The following is a 23,180-nucleotide window of genomic DNA, read 5'->3' on the forward strand; positions in this document are numbered from 1 at the left end:
CAACAGCAATAGCGGCAATAACAGCAACAACAGCGGTAACAACAGCAATAGCGGCAATAACAGCAACAACAGCGGTAACAACAGCAATAGCGGCAACAACAGCAACAGCGGTAACAACAGCAACAGCGGTAACAACAGCAATAACAGCAATAACAGCAACAACAGCAATAACAGCAATAACAGCAACAGTGGCAACAACAGCAACAGCGGTAACAACAGCAATAGCGGCAACAACAGCAACAGCGGCAACAGCGGTAATAACAGTAACAGCGGCAACAGCGGTAATAACAGTAACAGTGGCAACAACAGCAACAGCGGCAACAGCAGCAATAGCGGCAACAACAGCAACAGCGGCAACAACAGCAACAACAGTAACAACAGCTCTAACAGCAACAGCTCTGACAATTCCACCATGTCATATGAGGAACGCGGACGCATGGGTGGAGAAAAGACCAGCCAGGAGTATGGTCAGGAGCACTTTGAGGAAATCGGCAGACAGGGCGGAAATCAGACACTGAGCGAGCACGGCAAAAAGCACTTCGAGGAAATCGGTAAAAAAGGCGGCAACAATTCTAACAGCAATTCTAGCAACAATTCTGACAACAATTCCGGAAACAATTCCAACTAATTTGAGCCATGTAGATACGTAATATAATGGGCAGCCGGAATTATTGCAGGCTGCCTTTATCATTCTAAAATAGAGGAGTGGGAAAAATGAGTGAAGAACGTTTTGATTCCGTACAAACAGATGGTCAACCTGCACAGGAACAAGGGAAGCAACCTGGTGATGAAAATGAAATGATTCCAGAACCGATATGCGATAACCCTGACTACAAGGGAAGCGGCAAGCTCCAAGGGAAAAATGCCATCATCACTGGCGGTGACAGTGGAATTGGTCGTGCCGTGGCAATTGCCTATGCAAAGGAAGGCGCAAATGTCAGCATCGTTTACTTGGACGAACATGAGGATGCCAAGAAAACAAAGCAAATGGTAGAAGAGTATGGTGCCAAGTGTTTACTGTATTCTGGAGATATCGGTCAGAAGGATTTTTGTACAGACGTAGTCAAGCAGACAGTGGAAGAGCTGGGAGGCTTACATATTCTTGTGAACAATGCGGCCGAACAGCATGTGCAGGAGAAAATCGAGGATATTTCCGAAGAGCAGTTGGAACGTACTTTTAAGACCAATATCTTTTCCTATTTCTATTTCATCCAAGCGGCCATGCCATACCTGAACAAAGGAAGCTCCATCATTAATACCGCTTCGGTAGTGGCTTACAAAGGGATGCCAATTTTGATGGATTACTCTGCAACAAAAGGTGCCATTGTTGCCCTTACACGTTCGCTATCAGAGAACATTGTAGGAAGTGGCATTCGAGTGAACGGCGTGGCGCCGGGACCGATCTGGACGCCGCTCATTCCGGCTTCCTTTGATGGGGAAAAGGTAGAGGACTTCGGAACGAACAGTCCAATGGGAAGACCTGGCCAACCGGCTGAACTGGCACCGGCTTATGTCTACCTGGCATCGGAGGATTCTTCCTATGTATCAGGACAAATGATTCACATCAACGGCGGAACAGTCGTGAACGGATAATTAAAAAGGGGACGGTTCATTTGCTTCGGAAGCAAGTGAGCCGTCCCTTCTTTTGTTAAGGTTGTTTTCGTATCCTTAGTTGCATTTTCAATCATGCTCTTTTCCCTGGTGGATTAAAAAAGAAACAACCTTTAAGAAAAGAGCCTTAGTTGAATTGATTTGTCCGGTCCACCGTGTATGGAAAGTCATATTCTCTCCTTGCGTGGTTGAACTGATATAGTTGAAGGGTGAATTTATGATCACGGATCATGGAAAGCTCATTTCCATCATTGAAATAGAAAACCATCCTATGTTTTTCCCCATCCTTCGGTAATATCAACACAACCTCTTTTACATCCTCCCATGAATAGTGGTTGGTCTTGAACGTACCTGTTGCACTCCAGGAGATACTCTCGGAACCTAAAGCCTGGTAACTGAACGTTCCAAGGGTGAAGAAGAACAACGCCAAGATGACTCCTACTCCAACCAACCTCTTCGCATACCTGACAAACAGAAAGGCCAGAAAGAAAAACAATGCCAATAAGACTCCTGAAATCCCATAAAGCCAATACGTATCAGGGGATTCCTGCAAAAGCCAAATCGTCTTATCATCGAAAAAGATCCCTTGGAATAGAAAGGGGCCGACTAATATGTATAAAGGCAACAACACAAGGGTTACGATGGCATACATAAGATAAACATGCTTTTTTTCTACATTATTCAACGTTAGATTTCTCCTCTCAGATGAGTGAAAATTAATACTATTCTCTAATCTTATTATACACCATTTGGAAGTAGCACTTGTGTATTTTTCCTACAAACAGGAAAGAGGATTTTCTCAAAATTTGTAGAAATTTAAGGTATCGAAAGGAGTGGGGAAATCCATGAGCTTACAAACGTATATTTACGTGTTGCGACTGCCTGAAAGATTATATGATCCGGAGCAATGGACAGAAGAGGAAAAGAACATCGTATCCCGCCACTTCTCCTACTTGAAGAAGAATGTGGATAATGGAGTGGTTATCCACGCGGGTAGAACCGAACAGACGGATGAAACCGGGTTTGGCATTGTGATTTTCATGGCTAGAAGTGAGACGGACGCTGAAAGGTTTATGAACCAAGATCCTGCAGTCGCAAGCGAAATCATGACAGGAGAACTCTCCCGCTACCGGCTTGCTTTGTTGAACGAAAAGTTTTCCGTAGGGGTATAAAAAGGACAGTGGCATCGTTGAAGGCCACTGAAAAAGTACCTTATTTTAATAGTCTGTTTAATACCGCTGTTGATTTCCGCAAAACGGCTTCGCTTATCCAGAGGGCGACCTTGAGCCTCCTCGGGCTAACGCCCTACGGGGTCTCAAGATTGTCGCTACCCTCCCGCTGGAGTCTTCGCCTATTGCTCCAATCAACAGCTAGAAAACGTAATAAAGGTAAGTTATTGGGGATTTAGTGGCCTTGCATCGTTCCACGGCCATTTTTGTTCTATTTACACTCCTGCGAATTGTTGGCTTTCTGTTTCAAAAGCGTTCTCCTCAATTTCAAAACCAAGGTCTTTAATCATCTGGTAATCTTGATTGGATGCCTGCCCGCTGGTTGTCAGGTAATCGCCTACAAAGATGGAGTTCGCCATGTACAACCCTAGACTTTGAAGCGTTCGGAGGTTGAACTCGCGGCCACCGGAAATCCTAATTTCTTTTGTAGGATTCACAAAGCGGAACATGGCAAGTATCTTCAAGCATTTTATAGGAGTCAAATCGTCCATACCTTCAAGCTTTGTCCCTTCTATCGGATGAAGGAAGTTGACGGGGATGGAGTCGGCATCAAGTTCCTTTAACGAATACGCCATTTCCACGACGTCCTCAAGCGATTCTCCCATGCCACAGATGACCCCTGAGCAAGGTGAAATGCCTGCATTCTTCAACGTTTCCAGGGTACGAATACGATCCTCATAGTCATGCGTGGTGGTAATTGCACTGTGATGCCCTTTACTTGTGTTGATATTGTGGTTGAAACGATCCACACCTGCTTCCTTCAACAGCCTGGCCTGTGCATCGTTAACTAGTCCAAGACAGGCGCAAATCTTCATATTGTCGACATCTTTTTTGATATCCTGTACGGCCTGCACCACCGTATCGACATCACGGTTTGTCGGTTTGCGTCCGCTCATGACGATACAATATGTCCCAATCTTGTTTTTCTTGGCTTCCTTCGCGCCATCAACGATGATCTTTTTACTCACAAGCGGATAGCTGTCAATTTCCGTGTCAGCTTTCATGGATTGGGAGCAATAGCCACAATCCTCCGGGCAAAGGCCGCTTTTGGCGTTAATAATTAAATTCAGTTTTACTTTTTTTCCGTAGTAATGCTTTCGAATTTGAAAGGCTGCCTGTACAAGCTCCAATACGTTATCATCGTCTTCGTTTAGAATGCGTAAAGCTTCTTCTTGTGTTAGGTGATAGCCACCTACCACTTTTTCTGCAAGCTGTTTCCAAGTCAAAGTACTCACTCCCAGGTCGTATATATGTAAACTTAATAACAAATAAAGTTTACATTTAAAGATAGAAACTGACAAGAGGGAGAAGTAAATCTGATAGAAAATTGCAAATTGTTTTGTAAGCGGTTATAATTGTTTTTCCGGCAAGGCTCTTTTCTCAAACTTTGTTGTTATTCCGTAGTAAAAAGTCGGCAGTTGGACTTTTTACCGCTTATATATCCTAACTATGCCGTGTTGTATAATTAGAGTTACTAGGAAAAGAGCACGACAGTAAGGTGTATAACAAGTAATTTATTGATGTGAGAAACCATCAAGGTTATGAAAAAAGCCCAAAAAAGAACAGAAAACCGTTGCGTACTTTGAAAAGGTTACCAAGGATGTGTACCATGAATGGAGAAAAACTCTAGTTCATGGTTTTTTGCGTCTCTATTAAAGGCTGTTTTCGTAAAAAGTTGGTGTTATTTCTTATTCTTATAGCAAAGTCCAAAACCCGACTTTTTTAATTGGAAACGACAATCTTTAAGAAAAGATCCTTACAAAACCTCAGGAGTGTGAAGAGTTTGGCAGAAAAGAAAAAAAGGCATCCTGATTTTGATCAGGAAGTAGAACGGCTGACATTTACCAAAAAGTATATGGATATTGTGATCCAAGCAACAGAGATGGACGAAGAGTCCTTTAAGGCAAGCTTTAAAGATGCACTGGACGGAATGGACTTTAAGGACAGTAGTTTAAGCTATATGAACATGCTCACCAACGCGAATCTGCTTCAGCGGACGACCGAAGAAATCCGCAGCCTCAAGAAAATCTATCATAAGCCCTACTTCGCCAGGGTGGATTACAAACGTGCAGGCAAAGACGAACAGGAAATTCTCTATTTTGGAAAAGCTTCTTTGTTTGATAGGGAAACGCAAGATCCAATCATAGTGGACTGGCGGTCCCCAATTGCCAATCTATACTATGACGGAAGATTGGGAGAAGTGGAGTACGAAGCGGAAGGGGAAGTTTACGACGGTTATCTATCCCTGAAAAGGCAATATATCATGGAGGATGGCGAGCTTGTGGACATAAGGGATGTCGACTTGACGACTACCGATGAGCTTCTGCAAGAGTCACTTTCCGGCAGTTCCAGCAACCGCTTGACCGATATCGTATCCACCATCCAGGAAGAACAGAACCGCATCATCCGGGCGGACCTGAACAAACCGATTATCGTACAAGGAGCGGCGGGTAGCGGGAAAACGACCATCGCCCTTCACAGAATTTCCTATTTCATCTATACCTACCAGGACCAGTTCCGACCAGAACAGCTGATGATTCTAGCACCTAATAACCTGTTTATCGACTATATCTCGGAAGTTTTGCCAGAGCTAGGGGTGGACAGGATCCTGCAAACGACCTTCATAGATTTTGTCTTGAGTTGCATCGGAAAGAAAATAAAGTTGAGACCGCCGTCCGAGAAACTGATGGGCTTCATCAATCACGAATATGAAGACCCCGAGATGGTGCAATGGCTCGCAAGCTTCAAGGGATCCTTGGAATTTAAGGAAATCATCGATCGCTATCTTTCTGACATTCTCGAAACACTCATTCCGACAGAGGATTTCTATCTCACTGCTAAATTCAAACTCTATACTGCTGAAAAAATGGAACACCTGATCCGCAATGAGTATACCTACCTCCCGTATTATCGTCGGGTGGAAAAGGTGAAAAGCGTTTTGCAAAATTATGTACGGACCGAGAAGAAGGTGCTTCTCCATAAGGTAGAAAAATTCTATGACCACAAGCTAGACAAAGCGTTGTTCAACATGAACTTAGATCCTGCCAAACGAAAAAGTTATGTGACAAAAGCGATGGACAAAAAAGATGAGATGACCGAAGAGATAAAACGGGAGTCCCGAACAGCAGTCAACGCTTTTATCCGAAAGCTCCCGAAACACACACTTTTTCATTATTTTAAAGAGCTTGTAACAGACAGGACGACATTTGCGAAATATGCAAGTGGCTTTCTGGATGACTATCAGATTAAGTACTTTGTGGACTATCAGGTGAAGTTACATAGACAGAAAAAATATGAGTTAGAGGATTTGGCGGCACTACTCTATTTGCAACACCATTTGTACGGAATTGATAAGGATTTGCGTGCTCGCAACGTGGTAATTGATGAGGCGCAGGATTACAGTTATTTTCAACTTGCAGCGTTGAAGAGTGCATTGGAGACAGATATGTTCACCATTGTTGGCGACCTTGCCCAGGGCATCCATTCCTATCGCGGCATTCAGGATTGGAACAAGGTGAAGGAGTCCATCTTCCCGCGTGCGGCTTATACGACTTTGCAAAAAAGCTACCGGACAACCGTTGAAATTATGGAAGCGGCCAATGATATCCTGAAGCTATTGCCATTCGAATTGCCGAAAGTGGAGCCGGTAGTTCGACATGGGGCGAAACCGGTATTTCATGAGTGGCCTGCTTCTGGCCGCGCACCGGGTGAAATGGCTGGCATGCTCGAGTCAGAAATTAAAAAGTTGTATGCTGTGGACGGTCGAAAAACCATTGCGGTCATTGGCAAAACCGAGAAGGAATGCAAAAAGATCGAGGAGATGCTAAGCGGGCACACAGATTTACATGTACAACTGCTTCAAGAAAATGAAGAAATCAATCAGGAGGATGTCGTTATCGTTCATGCGCAATTGGCAAAGGGGCTCGAGTTTGATGCTGTGCTATTGTGCGCACTCAATGAAGTGTTTACGGTTACGGAAATAGATGTGAAATTGTTGTACGTTGCGATGACGCGGCCCTTGCATCATCTGAGCTTTTATGGGAATGATGTGGGGGATTTTCTGCTGGGGCATGTGGCGGCGGAGAAGTTTTTGCTAGAAGAGTAGTGATGAATGAAGAGCGACAGGGCCTTAGTTAGAGGTTCTGTTGCTTTTTTTTGTTGAAAACAATCTACACTTTATATGGAACCCGAAAAAGGAGTGAGTAGAGGAATCCGGGGTTCATAGCCCCTCAATGGATCCCGAAATAGGGGTAACATTATAAATCCGGGACTCATACCCCCACTTTCAAACGAGTTTTCGCCAAATCCTTCCCCCGCAAAAAGATCCTTACCTCCCGAGCCTTCCCTTCACCACCAACACGACAACCCCGAGCGCCACCAAAGCCAAAATCACTTTCCCGGCCGTATTCCACTGCAGCACCTGGTAAACCGAAAATGCCTCCAACAATAAAGCTGGAATCTTCCCGATGGTACTTGCAACCGCAAACCCGACCAAGCTGATTTTGCTAGTTGCCCCAGCCAAAGTCACAAGACCGGATGGTGCAAATGGGAATAACCGTAAAGCCAAAACCAACAGGAACGCTTCCCGTCCGCCGGTATCCTGCAATTTCATCAACCATTTATTTTTCATCAGTGCATCCGGTGCAAACCGCTTGATACCTTTCCGATAAAGCCAAAAACTCACAACAGCCCCAATGGACTCGCCCAGAAAGGAAATCAACGTGCCGAGCCAGAAGCCAAAGAATGCCAGGTTGGCAGCGGTGAGAAAAACACTTGGCATAAAAGCGAGTATGCTTATGAAGGTATTGATTAAAATACTAAGAACGATGGCAAACGGCCCGACCGCCGAGAACCAGTCCAATACTTGATCTCTCCACATGATAAGTACCTCTTCAGAAATTATTTTTAATAGTATAAATTCAAACTCTTTACATACCGTATAGGGGTATGTTACTTTATAAGGGATAGGAGGTCAAGAACGATGGAAAACCTTCCAATAGAAACAATGAATACTGAAGATTGCTGCCATACAGATAATGGTGTACGAAAAAGTCATCATTCCGAAGAAGATAAAAAGGCATTGATCTCCCGTTTGAACCGAATCGAGGGTCAGGTCCGGGGGGTAAAACGATTGATAGAAGAGGACACATATTGTGATGATGTGCTGACTCAGATCTCTGCGGTTCAGTCCGCTCTGAATGGCCTCGGAAAGATGCTTTTAGAGGGACATATGAAATCCTGTATCGTGGAAAGAATTCAAGATGGCGATACAGAAGTGATAGATGAGTTGTTAGTAACAGTAAAAAGACTAATGAAATAAGGGGAGATTGGAAATGGAACAAGTAACACTAAAAGTAAATGGTATGTCTTGTGGGCATTGTGTAAAAGCGGTAGAAGGAAGCGTTGGGGAATTGGATGGAGTGAACTCTGTCAAAGTAGACTTAGCATCTGGCACAGTAGCCGTAGAATACAAAAGTGAACAAGTGACAGTGGAGAGAATCAAAGAAACAATTGACGAAGAAGGTTATGAAGTAGCGTAATCTAATCCATTTGATGCGTGCTTTCTTACGGGAAATGCACGTTTTATTCGCAGGAAAATATACCCCATATGGGTATTAAGGAGGTTGCTATCATGAGCGATCAAAAGAGAAAAGAAACGCAGCTGCAAATAACGGGCATGACGTGTGCGGCATGCTCCACAAGGGTGGAGAGGGGACTGAACAAGCTTGCCGGAGTGGAAATGGCCAATGTGAACCTTGCCCTGGAGAATGCATCTATAACCTTTAATCCGGAACAAGTTTCCGAAAAAGAGATAGAAAAGAAAATTCAGGACCTTGGCTATGATGTGGTCAAGGAAAAAGCCGAATTTCTTATCACAGGCATGACATGTGCCGCTTGCTCGAGCAGAATTGAGAAGGTGCTGGGCAAAATGGAAGGGGTAAATACAGTCAATGTGAACCTGGCATTGGAAAGTGGAACGGTGGAATATAATCCGTCCAAATTGAAGCCATCAGACATCATTGCCCGTATTGAAAAAGCCGGATACGGTGCGACGGAAAAGGTGGAGAAAAGTGAGAATGCCGAGAGTTTCCGCCAAAAGGAATTGGAAAAACAACAAGGGAAATTTGTTTTCTCATTGATTTTGACCATTCCGTTGCTTTGGGCGATGGTGAGTCATTTTTCTTTTACGTCGTTCATCTATCTGCCTGATATGTTTATGAACCCTTGGGTGCAGCTTGCACTCGCAACACCAGTTCAATTTTTTATCGGCTGGCAGTTCTACACGGGTGCCTATAAGGCGTTGAAAAATAAAAGTGCCAATATGGATGTGCTGGTTGCACTAGGTACGACTGCAGCATATGTGTACAGTCTATACTTATCGATTGAATCCATCGGTTCTGGTGCCCATATGGTCGACCTTTATTTTGAAACAAGTGCCGTCATCATCACCCTTATTATTTTAGGAAAGCTTTTTGAGGTGAGGGCTAAGGGCCGTTCCTCAGAAGCAATCAAAAAGCTGATGGGCTTGCAGGCAAAGACAGCCCTTGTATTACGTGATGGAAAAGAGATGGAGGTACCGTTGGAAGAGGTGCTTGTGGGAGATGTCGTTTCCGTCAAGCCAGGGGAGAAAGTACCGGTTGATGGAGAAATAGTGGAAGGGCAATCGGCTGTGGATGAGTCGATGCTGACAGGAGAAAGCATCCCTGTCGATAAAAAGATGGGCGACACTGTCTATGGGTCAACCATCAACAAAAATGGATTTCTGAAAATGAAAGCGACAAAAGTAGGGAAAGAAACCGCCCTTGCGCAAATCATCCGGATTGTGGAACAGGCGCAAGGCTCCAAAGCGCCGATCCAGCGTCTAGCAGATAAAATTTCAGGGATCTTCGTACCGATTGTGGTCGGGATTGCGATTCTCACTTTTCTAGTTTGGTATTTTATCGTGGATCCGGGGAACTTTGCACAAGCGTTGGTAAACCTGATTGCCGTCCTTGTTATCGCTTGCCCATGTGCACTCGGTCTTGCGACGCCGACTTCCATCATGGCCGGTTCCGGACGCGCAGCAGAGCTTGGGATTCTTTTTAAAGGCGGGGAGCATTTAGAACAGACCCACCGCATCACCACTGTGGTCTTAGATAAAACAGGAACGGTGACAAATGGGGCGCCGGTTCTGACGGATGTGAAGTTGGAGGCTGGTGAGGATGAAGCGGCCGTCCTTGCGTTGGTCGGTGCTGCCGAAAGACAATCGGAACATCCATTGGCACAAGCCATTGTGGAAGGAATTGAGGCGAAAGGAATCAAGTTTGGTTCGGTGAATTCCTTTGAAGCGATACCTGGGTATGGTATCGAAGCGAGTGTGGGGAAAGACCGGGTCATCGTGGGAACACGCAAGCTCATGGTGAGGCATGGAGTGACGATTGAGAAGGCGGAAGAAGCGATTCGCGAGCTTGAAACAGAAGGGAAAACCGCGATGCTGATTGCGGTGAATGAGGAATACAAAGGGATCATCGCGGTCGCAGATACAATCAAAGATACCTCCAAGCAAGCCGTTAAACGTTTGAAGGACATGGGGTTAGAAGTTGTCATGATGACCGGGGACAACGAACGTACGGCCAAAGCGATTGCCGGACTTGCCGGGATCGATAACGTCATAGCCGAAGTGCTTCCGGAGCAGAAGGCAGAAGAGGTTGCAAAATTGCAGAAGCAAGGAAAAAAAGTCGCGATGGTGGGTGATGGCATCAATGATGCACCAGCCTTGGTGACAGCAGATATAGGGATGGCCATCGGAACAGGTACGGATGTCGCGATGGAAGCGGCGGACATCACCTTGATGCGCGGGGATCTGAACAGCATTGCCGATGCGATTTTGATGAGCAAAAAAACAATCACAAACATTAAGCAGAACCTATTCTGGGCATTTGCCTACAACTCTATGGGTATACCAATCGCCGCTTTAGGCTTCTTGGCGCCGTGGGTAGCGGGAGCGGCAATGGCATTTAGCTCTGTGTCGGTTGTCCTGAATGCACTGCGACTGCAGAAAGTGAAGCTTTAACTACGCAAACAACTTTAATAAGGTGGGGACAGAATGAAAAAGTGGATTGGATCCGCGTTGGTATATTTGTTGGTGGTCATTGGGGGTTATGCGGCATATTCGATCTATGCAGATGGAAATGCAACCCAAAGTAATGAACACGGGGAGCATCAGAACGTAGATGAACATGACGAGGAAGATGGGCATGATGCAGCGCATGGTGGTCATGGAGAAGAAGATGAAGATGATCATGGAGATCATGGGGATCATGAAGGTCATGAAGGGGCTACCTCTAGTGAAGTGAATGCAGATGTGCAGCTAGAAGGAGAAGAGTTGACCATTACACTGACGGACCTTGATGGCAACCCAATGGATGAGCTCGAAGTCAGTCATGAGAAACTGATGCATTTAATTGTCATCAGCGAAGATCTTGAAGTATTCCAGCATCTTCATCCCGAAAAGGTATCAGCAGGTGTTTTTATGGCTACCGCAGAGTTGGAGGACGGGATGTACCAGGTGTTTGTGGATATCAAACCAAGTGAATTGCAATATGTAAATGAACCGCACGAAGTCATGGTAGGGGAACATGCTGGTCATGAAGATGCTCATGTTCACCTTGAACCTGAATCACAGTGGACAAAGGAACAGGATGGCTATTCCGTTACCCTTGAGGTGGATAATTTTTCAGTAAAAGAAAACGTGGTGTTATCCTTTGAGATAGAAGGAGCACAGCCTGAAAACTACCTGGGTGCTTTAGGGCATGTGGTCGTGGTTGATGAAGGGTTGGATGAGTTTATCCATGTGCATCCGCGTGAAGGAACGGAGCCGGTTTTTGAAGCCCACTTCAGTAAACCAGGCATGTATAAACTCTGGGCTGAATTCAAATTAAACGGGGAAGTATATGCCTTTCCGTATGTGTTGGAAATCACAGAGTAAAGGGGATATGGATATGGGGGAGAATACGGTGAAACTAGCGGTCAATGGCGGGATCGATTTTGGCGCCAAGCTGAATGGCAAGCAGCTCCTGATGCTTGCCCGCTATATGGGAGATGAGCAAGAACTCGAAGTCACGACCTTTCAGCAATTGTATGTGGATGTTCCAGAAGGACGATTGGAGGAAGCGAAGGCCGATTTTGCAAGCGTTGGTCTGCAGTGCTATCCAGTCGGCAATTTTGTCAAAAGCCTTCGTACCTGTAACTTTTGTAAGGGGGAGCTTGAGGAAGGTATGCCCGTTGCAAAAGAAATCAACCGCCGTATTGCCGGGAGGGCTGTACCTTTTACACTGAAGCCGGCTTACACAGGCTGCCCGGTCGGGTGCGGCGAGCCGTTGGTCAATGATATCGGGGTGATCAAACAGCACGGTGATCGTTTTGATTTGTATGTCGGTGGCAAGGCAAAAGGACTGGACGCCAGAACGGGCGAGCTGTTTGCGGACGGCCTGGAGGAACACGTGTTGTATGCCATGATTGATAGACTGATAGATATCTATGCCGCCGAAGGCAAGAAGCGCGAGCAGTTTGCCAAGTTTGTCGGGCGTTATGGACTGAATGAACTGAAGGAAAAGGTAATGGCATAGGGGAATAGTGGGTGGTGCTCGGGGAGCCAGCTGGATGGTAGGAGATGTCTGGCTGGTTTCTCGGGTGTTTTTTTATGGGGAGATTTGAGGGGGAGGCGACGATCCCTGGGGGAGATTGGGGGATGATGGGGCGTGGACTATTGTTGTGGTGTTTTTTATCAAATGTCCGAAGATTTTGCAATCTTGACCGAAGTTTCCCTGAACTTGTCCAAAGATTTCTCAAAGTTGTCCGAAAAATGGCCCAAAATGTCCGAACAAAAATTTTGAATGTCCAAACACATAAAAATGTTGTCCGAACCGAAAGCATAAATGTCCGAACATCCTCCCTTGTCACGGTAAAAGTGTCCAAACCCAAAAGATAGTTGTCCGAACGGATTTTCACTCCATAAAACATGCTGTTTCAGGAGCACTTTTGCCTGATTCCTACAAAATATCACTCTCAAGACCCCCATGCTCTTCAAGCCCCCAACCCTCTCGAGCCCCCAAAATCCAAAAAAGCGCTTCTCCTATCCCCAAAAAACAATTCCCTCCTTCCTTGTAACTTTTTAACAACTCCCTCGTCTAACCGTATAAAAGGGGGCAATTGTATGAAAAAAAGGGTGACAATTTTTTCTTTCCTCATAGTGGGACTGGCAATTATTTTAGCAATCGTCTTTCAAACAAAGGAACCATTCGAGGTGAGTGGTACAGGCAATCCCGTTTTAGCAAAGGATACACAGACCGTACTTTCCAATAAAACATGGATGCTGACCTTTACCAAAGAATTCAAGAAAGACAGCATCAACCAGGATGAATCCATCTATGTGACGGATAAAGATGGCCAAAGGGTCGAATCAAAGCTTGAGCTATCGGATGATTATGTAATCGTAAGTCCTCCTGACGGTGGGTATGATCCAAAGAAAGGGCCATATGAGCTTCACATCAGCGGAGATATCGAATCGGTAGATGGAAAGAAGCTTGGCGAGCAAAAGAACATAAAGTTTACGGCAGTAGAAGAACTGCCGACGGTGGCTTCCAAAAAAGAGCTTAACAAGCTATTCACTGCTCAGCTCGAACAGATGGAAATAGCCCAGAGAAACAGTAGAGGGTTCTTTGAGTCTTCTAAAGAGTCAACCGTCTCCTCGGAAGATAACGATGGTGCCTCAAATGCAGATATGGGAGCGAGCGAGGCAGAATCCGCTGGTGGTGGACATTCCGATACAAACGTACAGGTCCAAGGGGTCGATGAGGCCGATATCGTCAAGACCGATGGAGATTTCATCTATCAAGCGACAGACCAAAAGCTAAAGATTACAAAGGCTGCGCCTGTAGAGAAAATGACGGTCGTGTCAGAGTTGAGGTATAAAGATTTCAGCCCATACCAGTTGTTTTTGGACGGCGACCAGCTGGTGGTGATCGGAACCTTTTGGGATGAAAAGATGTATTCAGGCGGTAATTCCAAAGTTGCGGGTGAGATGATCATGCCGATGTATGATTCGACAAAGGCCATCATATACGATATTTCCGATCGTTCCAATCCTGTTGTGCAAAAGACGATAACCCTTGAAGGGAATTACGTATCAAGTAGAAAGATAGAAAACCATGTTTATCTGATCACCAATAAATATGCAGATTATTGGATACTTCGGGAGCATCCGGAAGCAGATTTGCGACCACGTATTTCGGATACAAATGGAGAAGAAGAGGAGAAGCTTGAAGCTGTTCCATACGATGGCATCCGCTATTTTCCTGATTCCACCGAAAATAACTTCATGACGATTGCTTCACTTGACTTGAATCAGATACAAGATGATGCGGCTATTACTACCTATGTGGGAAGCGGAAATCAAATATACATGTCCAAGGAAAATCTATATGTAGCAGTTCCGAACTACAGCCATGGACCGCACTGGACACATAATGAAAGTACGGAACTTTACAAGTTCGGGGTGGAAGGCACCTCTGTGGAATTTCGTGCAAATGGCTCCATTCCTGGATACCTGTTGAACCAATTTTCCATGGATGAGCACAAAGGCTACTTCCGGGTGGCGGCGACCAAAGGGCAGACATGGGATGAGCAGTCGTCATCCAGCAACCATCTTTTCATTTTAGACGGGGGAATGAATGTGGTAAGCAGCGTGGAGGACTTGGCAAGGGGAGAACGCATCTATTCCGTTCGATTTATGCAGGATAAAGCGTATGTGGTCACCTTTAAAGAGGTAGATCCACTGTTTGTCTTTGACCTGAGCAACCCGAACGAGCCAAAGGTGCTTGGAGAACTCAAAATACCGGGCTTCAGCAACTATCTGCATCCGTATGATGAGAACCACCTGATTGGTTTTGGATATGATACGAAGCTTGAAAAAGATCAATGGGGAACAAGGGTAGTGACAAATGGCGTGAAGATATCCCTGTTTGACGTAAGCGATCCGACGAATCCATTGGAGAAACATACAGAAATCATCGGTGGTAGGTCCACCCATTCACCATTGAATCATGACCATAAAGCCCTACTTTTCAACAAGGACAAAGATATCTTTGCATTCCCTATCACGAGTTATGATGAAAATGATAAAGACGGCAGCTATCGTCTGGCCTTTGAAGGTGCAATGGTGTACGGAATCGATCCTGATAAAGGCTTTACTATGCACACGAAAATAACCCATCAGCAAGAAAACACCTTATATGAAGACTGGGAGAACATGGTGCAACGGATCCTGTATATTGATGAACACCTTTATACAGTGACACCGAAGGAAGTGAAAGCGACGAAAATCACCTGGTAAGGATGGGGGAGCGGAACAAACCGCTCCTTTTTTTCGCCTTATTTAAGGAAATATTGACAGGAAACAACGGCGTTTTATTTCCTAGGAAAGAACCTTGTCGAAAATAATCTAGGCTTTTAGGTTTGCCCGTTACACCTCGGTGGAATGACATTCATATATTATGGGAAAAGAATTTCTCTTTTCCACCTACTTAATGGAGGAAGAAGTTTCGAAAACTTGTATGTAGGTGCTATAATGAAATAATTGAGGAAAAGGTAAAGAACATAATATAAACAGATCATCTCTTGAGGGGGAACGCAATATGAAGACAAAATTGCATTTATTATACGGTGGGAAATCAGCGGAGCATCAAGTTTCCTTACAAACGGCACTCGCTGTGACAAAGGCTTTGGATACAGAAAAGTTTGAAGTATATCCGTTATACATAACGGAATCAGGAGAATGGAAGCGCGGTGGCTTATTGGATGGGCCGGCAGAGAGCGTACATCAACTAAAGCTTGAAGACGGAGGAACGACCATTGCTCCGCTTGCATTAACGGATGAAGAAGAATCGGAAGAAGCGCCAACAGTCGTGTTCCCTCTATTACATGGTCCGAACGGGGAAGATGGAACAGTTCAAGGAATGTTGGAACTTTTAAACCTTCCTTATGTAGGGAATGGCGTTTTAGCATCATCTGCTGGGATGGATAAAGTTATCATGAAAAACCTTTTCGACCAAGCAGGGCTGCCACAAGTTGGCTATGCACATTTCCTTCGCTCTGAGTGGGAGAAGGCGGCAGACGCAACCTATGAAAAGGTAGAGTCCGAGCTTGGATATCCATGCTTTGTCAAGCCGGCTAACCTTGGATCAAGTGTCGGAATCAGTAAAGCGAAAAACCGCGAAGAGCTTGAAAAAGCTTTCCGTGAAGCGTTCGACTATGATCGTAAAATCATCGTGGAACAAGGGTTGGAAGGCGCTCGTGAAATCGAGATCGGTGTCCTTGGTAACGATGAGCCAGAATGTTCTGTTGTAGGAGAAATCGCTCCTAAGACAGAGTTCTATGACTACAAAGCAAAGTATGAAGATGGCGATACAGCGATGATCATCCCTGCGGAAATCAGTGATGAAACCTATGAGCAAGTAAAAGAAATGGCGATCACCGCTTTTAAAGCGATTGATGGAGCAGGCCTTGTGCGTGCAGATTTCTTTTTAACAAAAGAGGGTAAACTATACATCAACGAAGTGAACACGATGCCAGGTTTCACCCCGTTCAGCATGTTCCCATTATTATGGCAGCATACGGATGTGTCCTACCCAGAACTCATCAAAAAGTTGGTAGAGTACGCACAAGAACGCCACGCAGAAAAACAAAAGATCAAGCATACATTTTAATAAAAGATTCCTCCTGTAGATTGGAGTGCAAGGTGTGAGACTCCTGCGGGGGATAACGGTTGGTTGAGACCCCGCAGGCGAAGCCGAGGAGGCTCAAGCATCGTCCCGCGGAAAGCGAACACCTGGAACGGAAATATACAGGAAGTTAAACGAAACACACAATATGCAGATAAACAGGCAGGGGTTGGGTCATCACGAGAAGGGGTATAAACAAGTGATGTCAGCCCCTTCTCTGTGTAAAAGTCAATAGGAGGGCAAAACGCAAAATGATTAAAAGGACCTTAAAAGAAATCCAAGAAATGGCTCAAGGGCAGCCTATCTCCTCTGAATACAGCGCCATCGTAGTGGAGGGTGTTTCAAAGGACACGCGCGAGGACATGAGCGGCAAATTATACATTCCGATCATAGGGGAGAACTTTAACGGCCATGCATTTGTTCGTGATGCCATCGAAAAGAAAGGGGCAGTTGCTTCCTTTTGGCAAAAAGATCAGCCTGAGCCCCCGGCAGACCTGAACCTCATATTTGTCGACGACACGATCGAGGCTTTGCAACACCTTTCAAGCAGCTATCGAAACGAGATCGGCATGAAGGTTGTGGGGATTACGGGTAGTAATGGGAAGACGACAACAAAGGATATGGTCACTTCCGTATTGGAAACTTCCTTCCGGGTACATAAGACGGCAGGTAACTACAATAACCATATCGGTTTGCCGCTTACCATCCTATCCATGAAAGAGGATACGGAAGTAGCGGTGTTGGAGATGGGGATGAGCGGAAGGGGAGAGATTGACCTACTTTCCAATATCGCAAAGCCTGACGCTGCCATTATCACCAACATCGGGGAATCTCATATGCAAGATCTTGGTTCACGCGAGGGGATTGCGGAAGCAAAGCTTGAAATCGCTTCAGGACTCAAACCGGATGGAAAGCTGATTATCAATGGGGATGAGCCCCTTTTGACGGACCGGGTAGGTGGCAATGCGAACGTCATTCTTTTCGGATTGAAAGAAAAGAATGCCTATCAGGCTAAGGAGATCGCGCTTAAGGGGAAAGGCACTCATTTTATAATAGAAGAAACAGAGTATTTCATCCCGGTACTTGGTGCCCACAACGTGACAAATGCCCTTGCGGCAATTATCGTCGGGGAGCTTTTTGGCGTTACGGAAGAGAACCGGAAAAAAGGGCTGGAACAATTGGTCATAACGGGTATGAGAAACGAAGTGGTGGAAACCTCTGGCGGCTGGACCGTGATCAATGATGCTTACAATGCCAGTCCGACTTCCATGCGAGCGGCATTGGACCTTTTGGGAAGCTTGAGTGGGTACGGGAAGAAAATTGCCGTGCTTGGTGATATGCTGGAACTTGGTGATATGGAAAAGACCTTCCATAATGAAATTGGTCAATATGTGAAAGAAAAAAACCTGGATTATGTCTTCACATTTGGTGCGCTTGGGATGGAAATCGCCAAAGGGGCACAGGAAGTCATGGAGCCAGATCGTGTAAAGCCGTTCATGAACAAGCAGGAGCTGACAAGGGAATTGCTGCCTTTATTGGAGTCTGGTGACGTGGTGATGGTAAAAGGGTCACGTGGGATGAAATTGGAAGAAGTTATTGAAGGAATCAAATGATTTCCACTAATGAAGAATACAAAGGCCCAGAAATGAGAAAATTAGAAGTGGGCGTGCAACAAGGTTCCAAGTGGAACAAATAGAAAAATATTTTGCCGATTTATTCGGCAGGGGAGTGCGGTTGTAAGCGTCATCTCCTATAAGTTGGCATTAACCTTTATTGCTATTTGGTAACCGAAGTGTTATGATAACAGGTAATGTGTTTAATAATGTCTACTTATAAAGATTAGGCAAGCGCTCAGACGCGTGCCTAATTTATTAATTTGTATAGATAAAGGAGTAGGAATAATTTGGCGTTATTTAAAGAATTAGGTTTATCAGATGATATTATGAAGTCAATCAACAGAATGGGGTTTGAAGAAGCTACCCCTATCCAATCGGAAACGATTCCTGTTGCATTAACAGGGAAAGACGTAATCGGCCAGGCTCAAACGGGTACAGGTAAAACGATTGCATTCGGTCTTCCTTTACTTGAAAATGTCGATGTGAAAAACGATTCCATCCAAGGTATCGTTATCGCTCCGACACGTGAGTTGGCTATCCAAGTAGCTGAAGAGATTTACAAAGCTTCTTACCATAAACGTGCTCGTGTTCTTTCCGTATTCGGTGGCCAGGACATCAGCAGACAAATTCGTTCATTGAAAAAGAACCCTCACATCGTAGTTGGTACTCCGGGTCGTCTACTTGACCATATCAACCGTAAGACACTTCGTCTTCAAAATGTGAACACGGTTGTTCTAGATGAAGCCGATGAAATGCTAAACATGGGATTCATCGAGGATATCGAAAAAATCCTTGCTGAGACACCTGAACAAAAGCAAACTTTACTTTTCTCTGCAACAATGCCTGCACCGATCCGTGCAATCGCTGAGCGTTTCATGAGCGAGCCTGTAAGTGTAAAGGTAAAAGCGAAAGAAGTAACGGTATCCAACATCCAGCAATACTATGTGGAAGTTCCGGAAAAGAAGAAGTTTGACACGTTGACTCGTCTTCTTGACATTCAATCCCCAGAGCTTGCTATCATCTTCGGTCGTACGAAGCGCCGTGTTGATGAGCTTTCTGATGCATTGAACGTACGTGGCTATTCTGCAGAAGGAATCCACGGTGACCTTTCCCAAGCGAAGCGTATGAGTGTACTTCGCAAGTTCAAAGAAGGTTCCATCGACGTACTTGTTGCAACAGACGTAGCTGCTCGTGGTTTAGACATCTCTGGTGTAACGCATGTTTACAACTTCGACATCCCACAAGACCCTGAAAGCTATGTTCACCGTATTGGACGTACAGGTCGTGCTGGTAAGAGCGGATTGGCGATCACATTCGTCAGCCCTCGTGAAGTTAGCTACTTGCACCATGTAGAGCGTGTGACGAAACGTAAAATGGACCGTATGAAGGCTCCTACGCTTGACGAAGCGCTAGAAGGCCAACAAAAAATGTCCATGGAGAAATTAACGCAAGCGGTTGAAGCGCAAAACCTTGGTTTCTACCGTAATGCTGCAGAACAATTATTAGAAGAGCACGATGCAGTGACACTTGTATCAGCAGCTCTGAAATTGTTCACAAAAGAGCCGGACGAAACTCCTATCCGTCTTACTGAAGAAGCGCCAATGCACTCAAGAAGAGGCGGTGGCGGTGGTGGCCGTAGCGGCGACCGTAACCGTAGTGGCGGAAAAGGTCATGGCGGAAAAGGCGGTTGGAACAAACGCTCCGATAACCGTGGCGGTTCTGGATCTAGAGACGCTAACGCGAAACGCCAAGGTTACAAACGTTCTTCCCGTAAAGAACGCGTATAATGTATGATATAAGTCCGAATGCTGACCCTTGGTGGTTGGCCTTCGGGCTTTTTTTGTAGGAATGGGAATGAAAATAGCGCAAACAATCCAACCACACTTGGGCATACTACTCCCAAATCACCAATTCAAAAAGGAGTGACCCGCCGCCATGACCCTTGTAAAACTAGGCTATGTTGCCATGAGTGTTCAGCTCACCAACGCCTCCCCGTCCAAGACCATGACCTATGCGCAATTCAGCAAACTCAAGGACAGGGAAGCTGCCATCGAAAAACTCGAACGGATCTCGATTGAAAACCTGGAGAACTGCCTGCGCCTTCTCAAGCACAATGTGGCTAATGATATCCAATTCTTCCGATTCAGCTCCAAGCTGATCCCCCTTGCGAATCACGAAGAGCTGAAAGATTGGAAATTCATGCGACCGCTCAAGGAAATTTTATCCCAAATCGGGGATTACATAGAGGAAAATCCGATGCGCGTGGATTTTCATCCAGATCATTTTGTCCTCTTAAATTCCAAAAAGAAAGAAATCATCAACCAAACCATTAAAACCCTTAGCATGCACCGCTCTCTTTTAAAAGGAATGAGGGTGCCGACGCAACATAGATGTGTGCTCCATATCGGCGGTGGTTATGATGACAGGGAGCTTGCGCTTGAGCAATTCATACACAACTGGGCGCTGGTTCCGCAATCGCTCCAAGAAATGCTGATCTTGGAGAATGATGACACCACATTCCATCTCCGAGATGCTTTATATGTGTGTGAAAAGCTCAATGTGCCCCTTGTGTTTGACTACCATCACCACCTGGCGCATTACCAAAAAGAAGCCAAGCCCTGGGAAGAGGACTGGGCGCGCGTGGTACAAACTTGGGAGCATTCTCCGTTACCTGTAAAAATGCATATCTCAAGCCCAAGGGATGAAAAGAACTTCCGCGCCCATGCAGAATATGTGGATCCTAAGATGTTCATGGATTTCCTGCAAGGTATGAAAGGGAGCACACCAGAAATCCATTGCATGATCGAGGCCAAGAAAAAAGACGAAGCCCTTTTTCAACTCATGCGTGATATGAAGGGATATTCCAATATAGAAATAGTGGATGGGGCCTCTTTTATCATCAAATAAAATTTTCCAATGATACCTTTAAGTAGTATACTAGGAACTGCGGCAACGAGAATAAGCTGCTAACAAGTATTTCGGAGGGGATGACATGAGGCCGGAACCTAATCAGATGATAGATAGAAAAGCACTATCGGTATGGAGAATTTCCGCCGCGCTTAACGCCATCTTCTACTTATTGATGGTCGGCGCATTTTGGTATATCCAACGGACGTTCGATCTGCCTTGGTGGACACTGCTGATAGCGGGTGGACTTTTTGTCATTATCATTATTTTTACCGTTTTTATCTTCCCGGCCATGCAATGGAAACGCTGGCGGTTTGAGGTGCATGAGCATGAAATCGACCTGCAGCATGGCATTTTTATAAAAAGAAGAACATTGGTTCCGATGGTTCGCGTACAGCATGTGGATACGAGACAAGGGCCGATTTTAAAAAAGTATCACCTTTCGACTGTTTTGATTTCAACGGCAGCGACCATTCATGAGATTCCTGCACTTGATGAAGAGCAGGCAGATCAGCTTCGTGACTACATATCAAGGCTTGCTAGGGTGACAGAAGAAGATGTTTGAGAAAAGAAGGATGCACCCTGCTGCCATCGTCGTGGGATTTTTCAAGCAACTGCGGGAACTTCTGTTTCCCATCATCCTCTTCGTATTCTTTGGGAGTACTGGGGATGGGTGGTTCGGGGTCGTCTATATCGGTGTCATGCTACTCTGGTTTGCTGGGTTGATCGTGGTGGGCATCCTTTCCTGGTACCGCTTTTATTACTGGATCGAGGATGGCGAACTGCGAATGGAATATGGGGTCTTCGTGAGAAAACGCCGTTTCATCCCGCAAGAGCGAATCCAAACATTGGACACATCTGAGGGCATCATTCAGCGGATATTCGGCTTGGTAAAGGTACAGGTCGAGACCGCCGGTGGTGGTGCGGAAGCCGAGGCAAGCCTTACCGCTGTCACAAAGGATGAGGCGATGCGTTTAAGAGAAGCTCTTCTTTACAAAAAGCCTGAGGTTCAAAATGATATAGATGATCTTGATGAGTCATTGGAAACCACTGAACGGGAACCAGAGGAAGAACCACCAAAGCCGGTTTTCACTGTTTCGTGGAAATCGCTATTCATTGTCGGGACAACCTCCGGAGGGATCGGGGTCGTCCTATCAGCAGTCATCGCGTTTACATCTCAGTTTGACCAGATCGTGCCTTATGAAGATATCATCGATCGCTTCGGAATGGTCCTGCAAACGAGTGTATTCCTTATTGCTTCTATTATATTTTTGGTTCTCTTCCTGTCTTGGCTCATTTCCATCGTCATGACCATGTTCAAATATGGGAATTTTACCGTCGTGAAAAATAAGGACGAATTGCAAATATCAAGGGGGATCATCGAGAAAAGGCAGTTGACCATTTCGCTTGAAAGGATCCAGGCAATCCGGATCACCCAAAATCTATTAAGACAGCCATTCGGGTTTGCCACCGTCTATGTAGAGAGTGCCGGGAGTTCTGGTGGGAAGGAAGCGGACTTTTCGACGATCCTATTCCCATTGGTGAAAATGTCCGAAGTGGAAGCTCATTTGAAGGAGTTCGTACCAGCTTATGAGCTTTCTCAAAACATCCAACCTTTACCCAAACGATCCCTGATCCGTTACTTAATCCGTTTAGGGGTGCCGGCGATCCTTCTTTCTGCACCATTTGCCTATTTCTTTCAGCCCTACGGATACTTTGCGTTCCTGTCAGTAGGAATAGCGATGCTTCTTGGATACAGCCAATTCAAAACAGCTGGCTGGTCTCTTGGCCCGAATGGGAATGAAAATGGGGAACAATTGCAGCTTTCCTACCGTCATCTCAGCAAAAATATCGTCCTGGTAAGAAAAAAACGGATTCAGTCGTTTGAATTGAGAGAGTCTTTTTTCCAAGGAAAAAGGAAGCTCTATACCGTGAAAGCTTCGATTAAAACAGGCCTTGGAGGGAAGAACTTCCAAGTGGTGGACGTGGATAACGAGGGTGGCGACCAAATATACGAGTGGTATTCCTATGAAAAAAAGCAAGGGAGCGTCGTGTAA

The 23,180-nt window shown here is 45.4% G+C and carries 18 protein-coding genes and 1 pseudogene; 16 read left to right on the forward strand and 3 right to left on the reverse strand.

Translation table 11 applies throughout. From position 1 onward, the window contains the following. Both EKQ44_RS20530 and EKQ44_RS20535 read left to right on the forward strand, forming a co-directional pair. Nucleotides 1-628, forward strand: a pseudogene (locus EKQ44_RS20530) (hypothetical protein); the annotation flags it as partial. An 86-nt stretch (nucleotides 629-714) separates the two neighbouring features. Next, on the forward strand, nucleotides 715-1,593 hold the full coding sequence (locus EKQ44_RS20535; RefSeq protein WP_237665387.1) for an SDR family oxidoreductase: 879 nt from the start codon (nucleotides 715-717) through the stop codon (nucleotides 1,591-1,593). Between the two features lie 145 nt (nucleotides 1,594-1,738). Here EKQ44_RS20535 and EKQ44_RS20540 read toward each other — a convergent pair whose 3' ends face one another. Next, nucleotides 1,739-2,296: a hypothetical protein gene (locus EKQ44_RS20540; protein WP_237665388.1), complete on the reverse strand. Its 558-nt coding sequence runs from the start codon at nucleotides 2,294-2,296 to the stop codon at nucleotides 1,739-1,741. Nucleotides 2,297-2,456: 160 nt separating this feature from the next. On the opposite strand from EKQ44_RS20540, the gene EKQ44_RS20545 reads away from it, so the two are divergent. Continuing rightward, nucleotides 2,457-2,783, forward strand: coding sequence for a YciI family protein (locus EKQ44_RS20545; RefSeq protein WP_237665389.1), 327 nt, complete (start codon nucleotides 2,457-2,459; stop codon nucleotides 2,781-2,783). Between the two features lie 272 nt (nucleotides 2,784-3,055). Here EKQ44_RS20545 and bioB read toward each other — a convergent pair whose 3' ends face one another. After that, on the reverse strand, nucleotides 3,056-4,066 hold the full coding sequence (gene bioB, locus EKQ44_RS20550; RefSeq protein ID WP_237665390.1) for a biotin synthase BioB: 1,011 nt from the start codon (nucleotides 4,064-4,066) through the stop codon (nucleotides 3,056-3,058). A 548-nt stretch (nucleotides 4,067-4,614) separates the two neighbouring features. On the opposite strand from bioB, the gene helD reads away from it, so the two are divergent. Beyond that, the gene (gene helD, locus EKQ44_RS20555; RefSeq protein ID WP_331254680.1) at nucleotides 4,615-6,945 is read left to right on the forward strand and encodes an RNA polymerase recycling motor HelD; all 2,331 of its coding nucleotides are present in this window, start codon (nucleotides 4,615-4,617) and stop codon (nucleotides 6,943-6,945) included. A gap of 222 nt (nucleotides 6,946-7,167) precedes the next feature. Here helD and EKQ44_RS20560 read toward each other — a convergent pair whose 3' ends face one another. Beyond that, nucleotides 7,168-7,719 (reverse strand): TVP38/TMEM64 family protein, encoded by a 552-nt coding sequence (locus EKQ44_RS20560; RefSeq protein WP_237665392.1) that lies wholly within the window; start codon nucleotides 7,717-7,719, stop codon nucleotides 7,168-7,170. Nucleotides 7,720-7,821: 102 nt separating this feature from the next. Between EKQ44_RS20560 and EKQ44_RS20565 the strand changes: the two genes are divergently transcribed. The 12 genes from EKQ44_RS20565 to EKQ44_RS20620 all read left to right on the forward strand — a co-directional run bounded on the left by EKQ44_RS20565 (nucleotide 7,822) and on the right by EKQ44_RS20620 (nucleotide 23,180). After that, entirely contained in the window at nucleotides 7,822-8,160 is a 339-nt protein-coding gene (locus EKQ44_RS20565) for a metal-sensitive transcriptional regulator (protein ID WP_237665393.1), read from the forward strand. Nucleotides 8,161-8,173: 13 nt separating this feature from the next. Then, nucleotides 8,174-8,380 (forward strand): copper chaperone CopZ, encoded by a 207-nt coding sequence (gene copZ / locus EKQ44_RS20570; RefSeq protein WP_237665394.1) that lies wholly within the window; start codon nucleotides 8,174-8,176, stop codon nucleotides 8,378-8,380. Nucleotides 8,381-8,472: 92 nt separating this feature from the next. Beyond that, nucleotides 8,473-10,893 (forward strand): heavy metal translocating P-type ATPase, encoded by a 2,421-nt coding sequence (locus EKQ44_RS20575; protein ID WP_237665395.1) that lies wholly within the window; start codon nucleotides 8,473-8,475, stop codon nucleotides 10,891-10,893. 33 nt (nucleotides 10,894-10,926) lie between these two features. Then, nucleotides 10,927-11,808: a hypothetical protein gene (locus tag EKQ44_RS20580; RefSeq protein ID WP_237665396.1), complete on the forward strand. Its 882-nt coding sequence runs from the start codon at nucleotides 10,927-10,929 to the stop codon at nucleotides 11,806-11,808. Between the two features lie 7 nt (nucleotides 11,809-11,815). Beyond that, nucleotides 11,816-12,448 (forward strand): nitrite reductase, encoded by a 633-nt coding sequence (locus EKQ44_RS20585; protein WP_414491348.1) that lies wholly within the window; start codon nucleotides 11,816-11,818, stop codon nucleotides 12,446-12,448. Between the two features lie 587 nt (nucleotides 12,449-13,035). Then, on the forward strand, nucleotides 13,036-15,213 hold the full coding sequence (locus EKQ44_RS20590; protein WP_237665398.1) for a beta-propeller domain-containing protein: 2,178 nt from the start codon (nucleotides 13,036-13,038) through the stop codon (nucleotides 15,211-15,213). 301 nt (nucleotides 15,214-15,514) lie between these two features. After that, nucleotides 15,515-16,585, forward strand: coding sequence for a D-alanine--D-alanine ligase (locus EKQ44_RS20595; protein WP_237665399.1), 1,071 nt, complete (start codon nucleotides 15,515-15,517; stop codon nucleotides 16,583-16,585). A gap of 266 nt (nucleotides 16,586-16,851) precedes the next feature. Beyond that, on the forward strand, nucleotides 16,852-18,213 hold the full coding sequence (locus EKQ44_RS20600) for a UDP-N-acetylmuramoyl-tripeptide--D-alanyl-D-alanine ligase (RefSeq protein ID WP_237665400.1): 1,362 nt from the start codon (nucleotides 16,852-16,854) through the stop codon (nucleotides 18,211-18,213). Nucleotides 18,214-18,503: 290 nt separating this feature from the next. Next, nucleotides 18,504-20,003 (forward strand): DEAD/DEAH box helicase, encoded by a 1,500-nt coding sequence (locus EKQ44_RS20605; RefSeq protein ID WP_331254681.1) that lies wholly within the window; start codon nucleotides 18,504-18,506, stop codon nucleotides 20,001-20,003. Between the two features lie 148 nt (nucleotides 20,004-20,151). Then, nucleotides 20,152-21,123, forward strand: coding sequence for a UV DNA damage repair endonuclease UvsE (uvsE, locus tag EKQ44_RS20610; RefSeq protein ID WP_237665401.1), 972 nt, complete (start codon nucleotides 20,152-20,154; stop codon nucleotides 21,121-21,123). Between the two features lie 85 nt (nucleotides 21,124-21,208). Next, nucleotides 21,209-21,688, forward strand: coding sequence for a PH domain-containing protein (locus EKQ44_RS20615; RefSeq protein WP_237665402.1), 480 nt, complete (start codon nucleotides 21,209-21,211; stop codon nucleotides 21,686-21,688). Then, nucleotides 21,681-23,180 carry a PH domain-containing protein gene (locus tag EKQ44_RS20620; protein WP_237665403.1) on the forward strand — a complete coding sequence of 500 codons (1,500 nt, stop codon included), beginning with the start codon at nucleotides 21,681-21,683 and terminating at the stop codon, nucleotides 23,178-23,180. The genes EKQ44_RS20615 and EKQ44_RS20620 overlap by 8 nt, the downstream gene beginning before the upstream one ends.

Origin of the sequence: Sutcliffiella horikoshii, assembly GCF_021991925.1 — a bacterium.
Classification (GTDB): Bacteria; Bacillota; Bacilli; order Bacillales; family Bacillaceae_I; genus Sutcliffiella_A; species Sutcliffiella_A horikoshii_F.

Coding starts and splice junctions, on each gene's coding strand:
- EKQ44_RS20535 (WP_237665387.1), top strand. CDS start 715: ATGAGTGAAGAACGTTTTGATTCCGTACAAACAGATGGTCAACCTGCA.
- EKQ44_RS20545 (WP_237665389.1), top strand. CDS start 2,457: ATGAGCTTACAAACGTATATTTACGTGTTGCGACTGCCTGAAAGATTA.
- EKQ44_RS20560 (WP_237665392.1), bottom strand. CDS start 7,719: ATGTGGAGAGATCAAGTATTGGACTGGTTCTCGGCGGTCGGGCCGTTT.
- EKQ44_RS20565 (WP_237665393.1), top strand. CDS start 7,822: ATGGAAAACCTTCCAATAGAAACAATGAATACTGAAGATTGCTGCCAT.
- copZ (WP_237665394.1), top strand. CDS start 8,174: ATGGAACAAGTAACACTAAAAGTAAATGGTATGTCTTGTGGGCATTGT.
- EKQ44_RS20575 (WP_237665395.1), top strand. CDS start 8,473: ATGAGCGATCAAAAGAGAAAAGAAACGCAGCTGCAAATAACGGGCATG.
- EKQ44_RS20580 (WP_237665396.1), top strand. CDS start 10,927: ATGAAAAAGTGGATTGGATCCGCGTTGGTATATTTGTTGGTGGTCATT.
- EKQ44_RS20585 (WP_414491348.1), top strand. CDS start 11,816: ATGGATATGGGGGAGAATACGGTGAAACTAGCGGTCAATGGCGGGATC.
- EKQ44_RS20590 (WP_237665398.1), top strand. CDS start 13,036: ATGAAAAAAAGGGTGACAATTTTTTCTTTCCTCATAGTGGGACTGGCA.
- EKQ44_RS20595 (WP_237665399.1), top strand. CDS start 15,515: ATGAAGACAAAATTGCATTTATTATACGGTGGGAAATCAGCGGAGCAT.
- EKQ44_RS20600 (WP_237665400.1), top strand. CDS start 16,852: ATGATTAAAAGGACCTTAAAAGAAATCCAAGAAATGGCTCAAGGGCAG.
- uvsE (WP_237665401.1), top strand. CDS start 20,152: ATGACCCTTGTAAAACTAGGCTATGTTGCCATGAGTGTTCAGCTCACC.
- EKQ44_RS20615 (WP_237665402.1), top strand. CDS start 21,209: ATGAGGCCGGAACCTAATCAGATGATAGATAGAAAAGCACTATCGGTA.
- EKQ44_RS20620 (WP_237665403.1), top strand. CDS start 21,681: ATGTTTGAGAAAAGAAGGATGCACCCTGCTGCCATCGTCGTGGGATTT.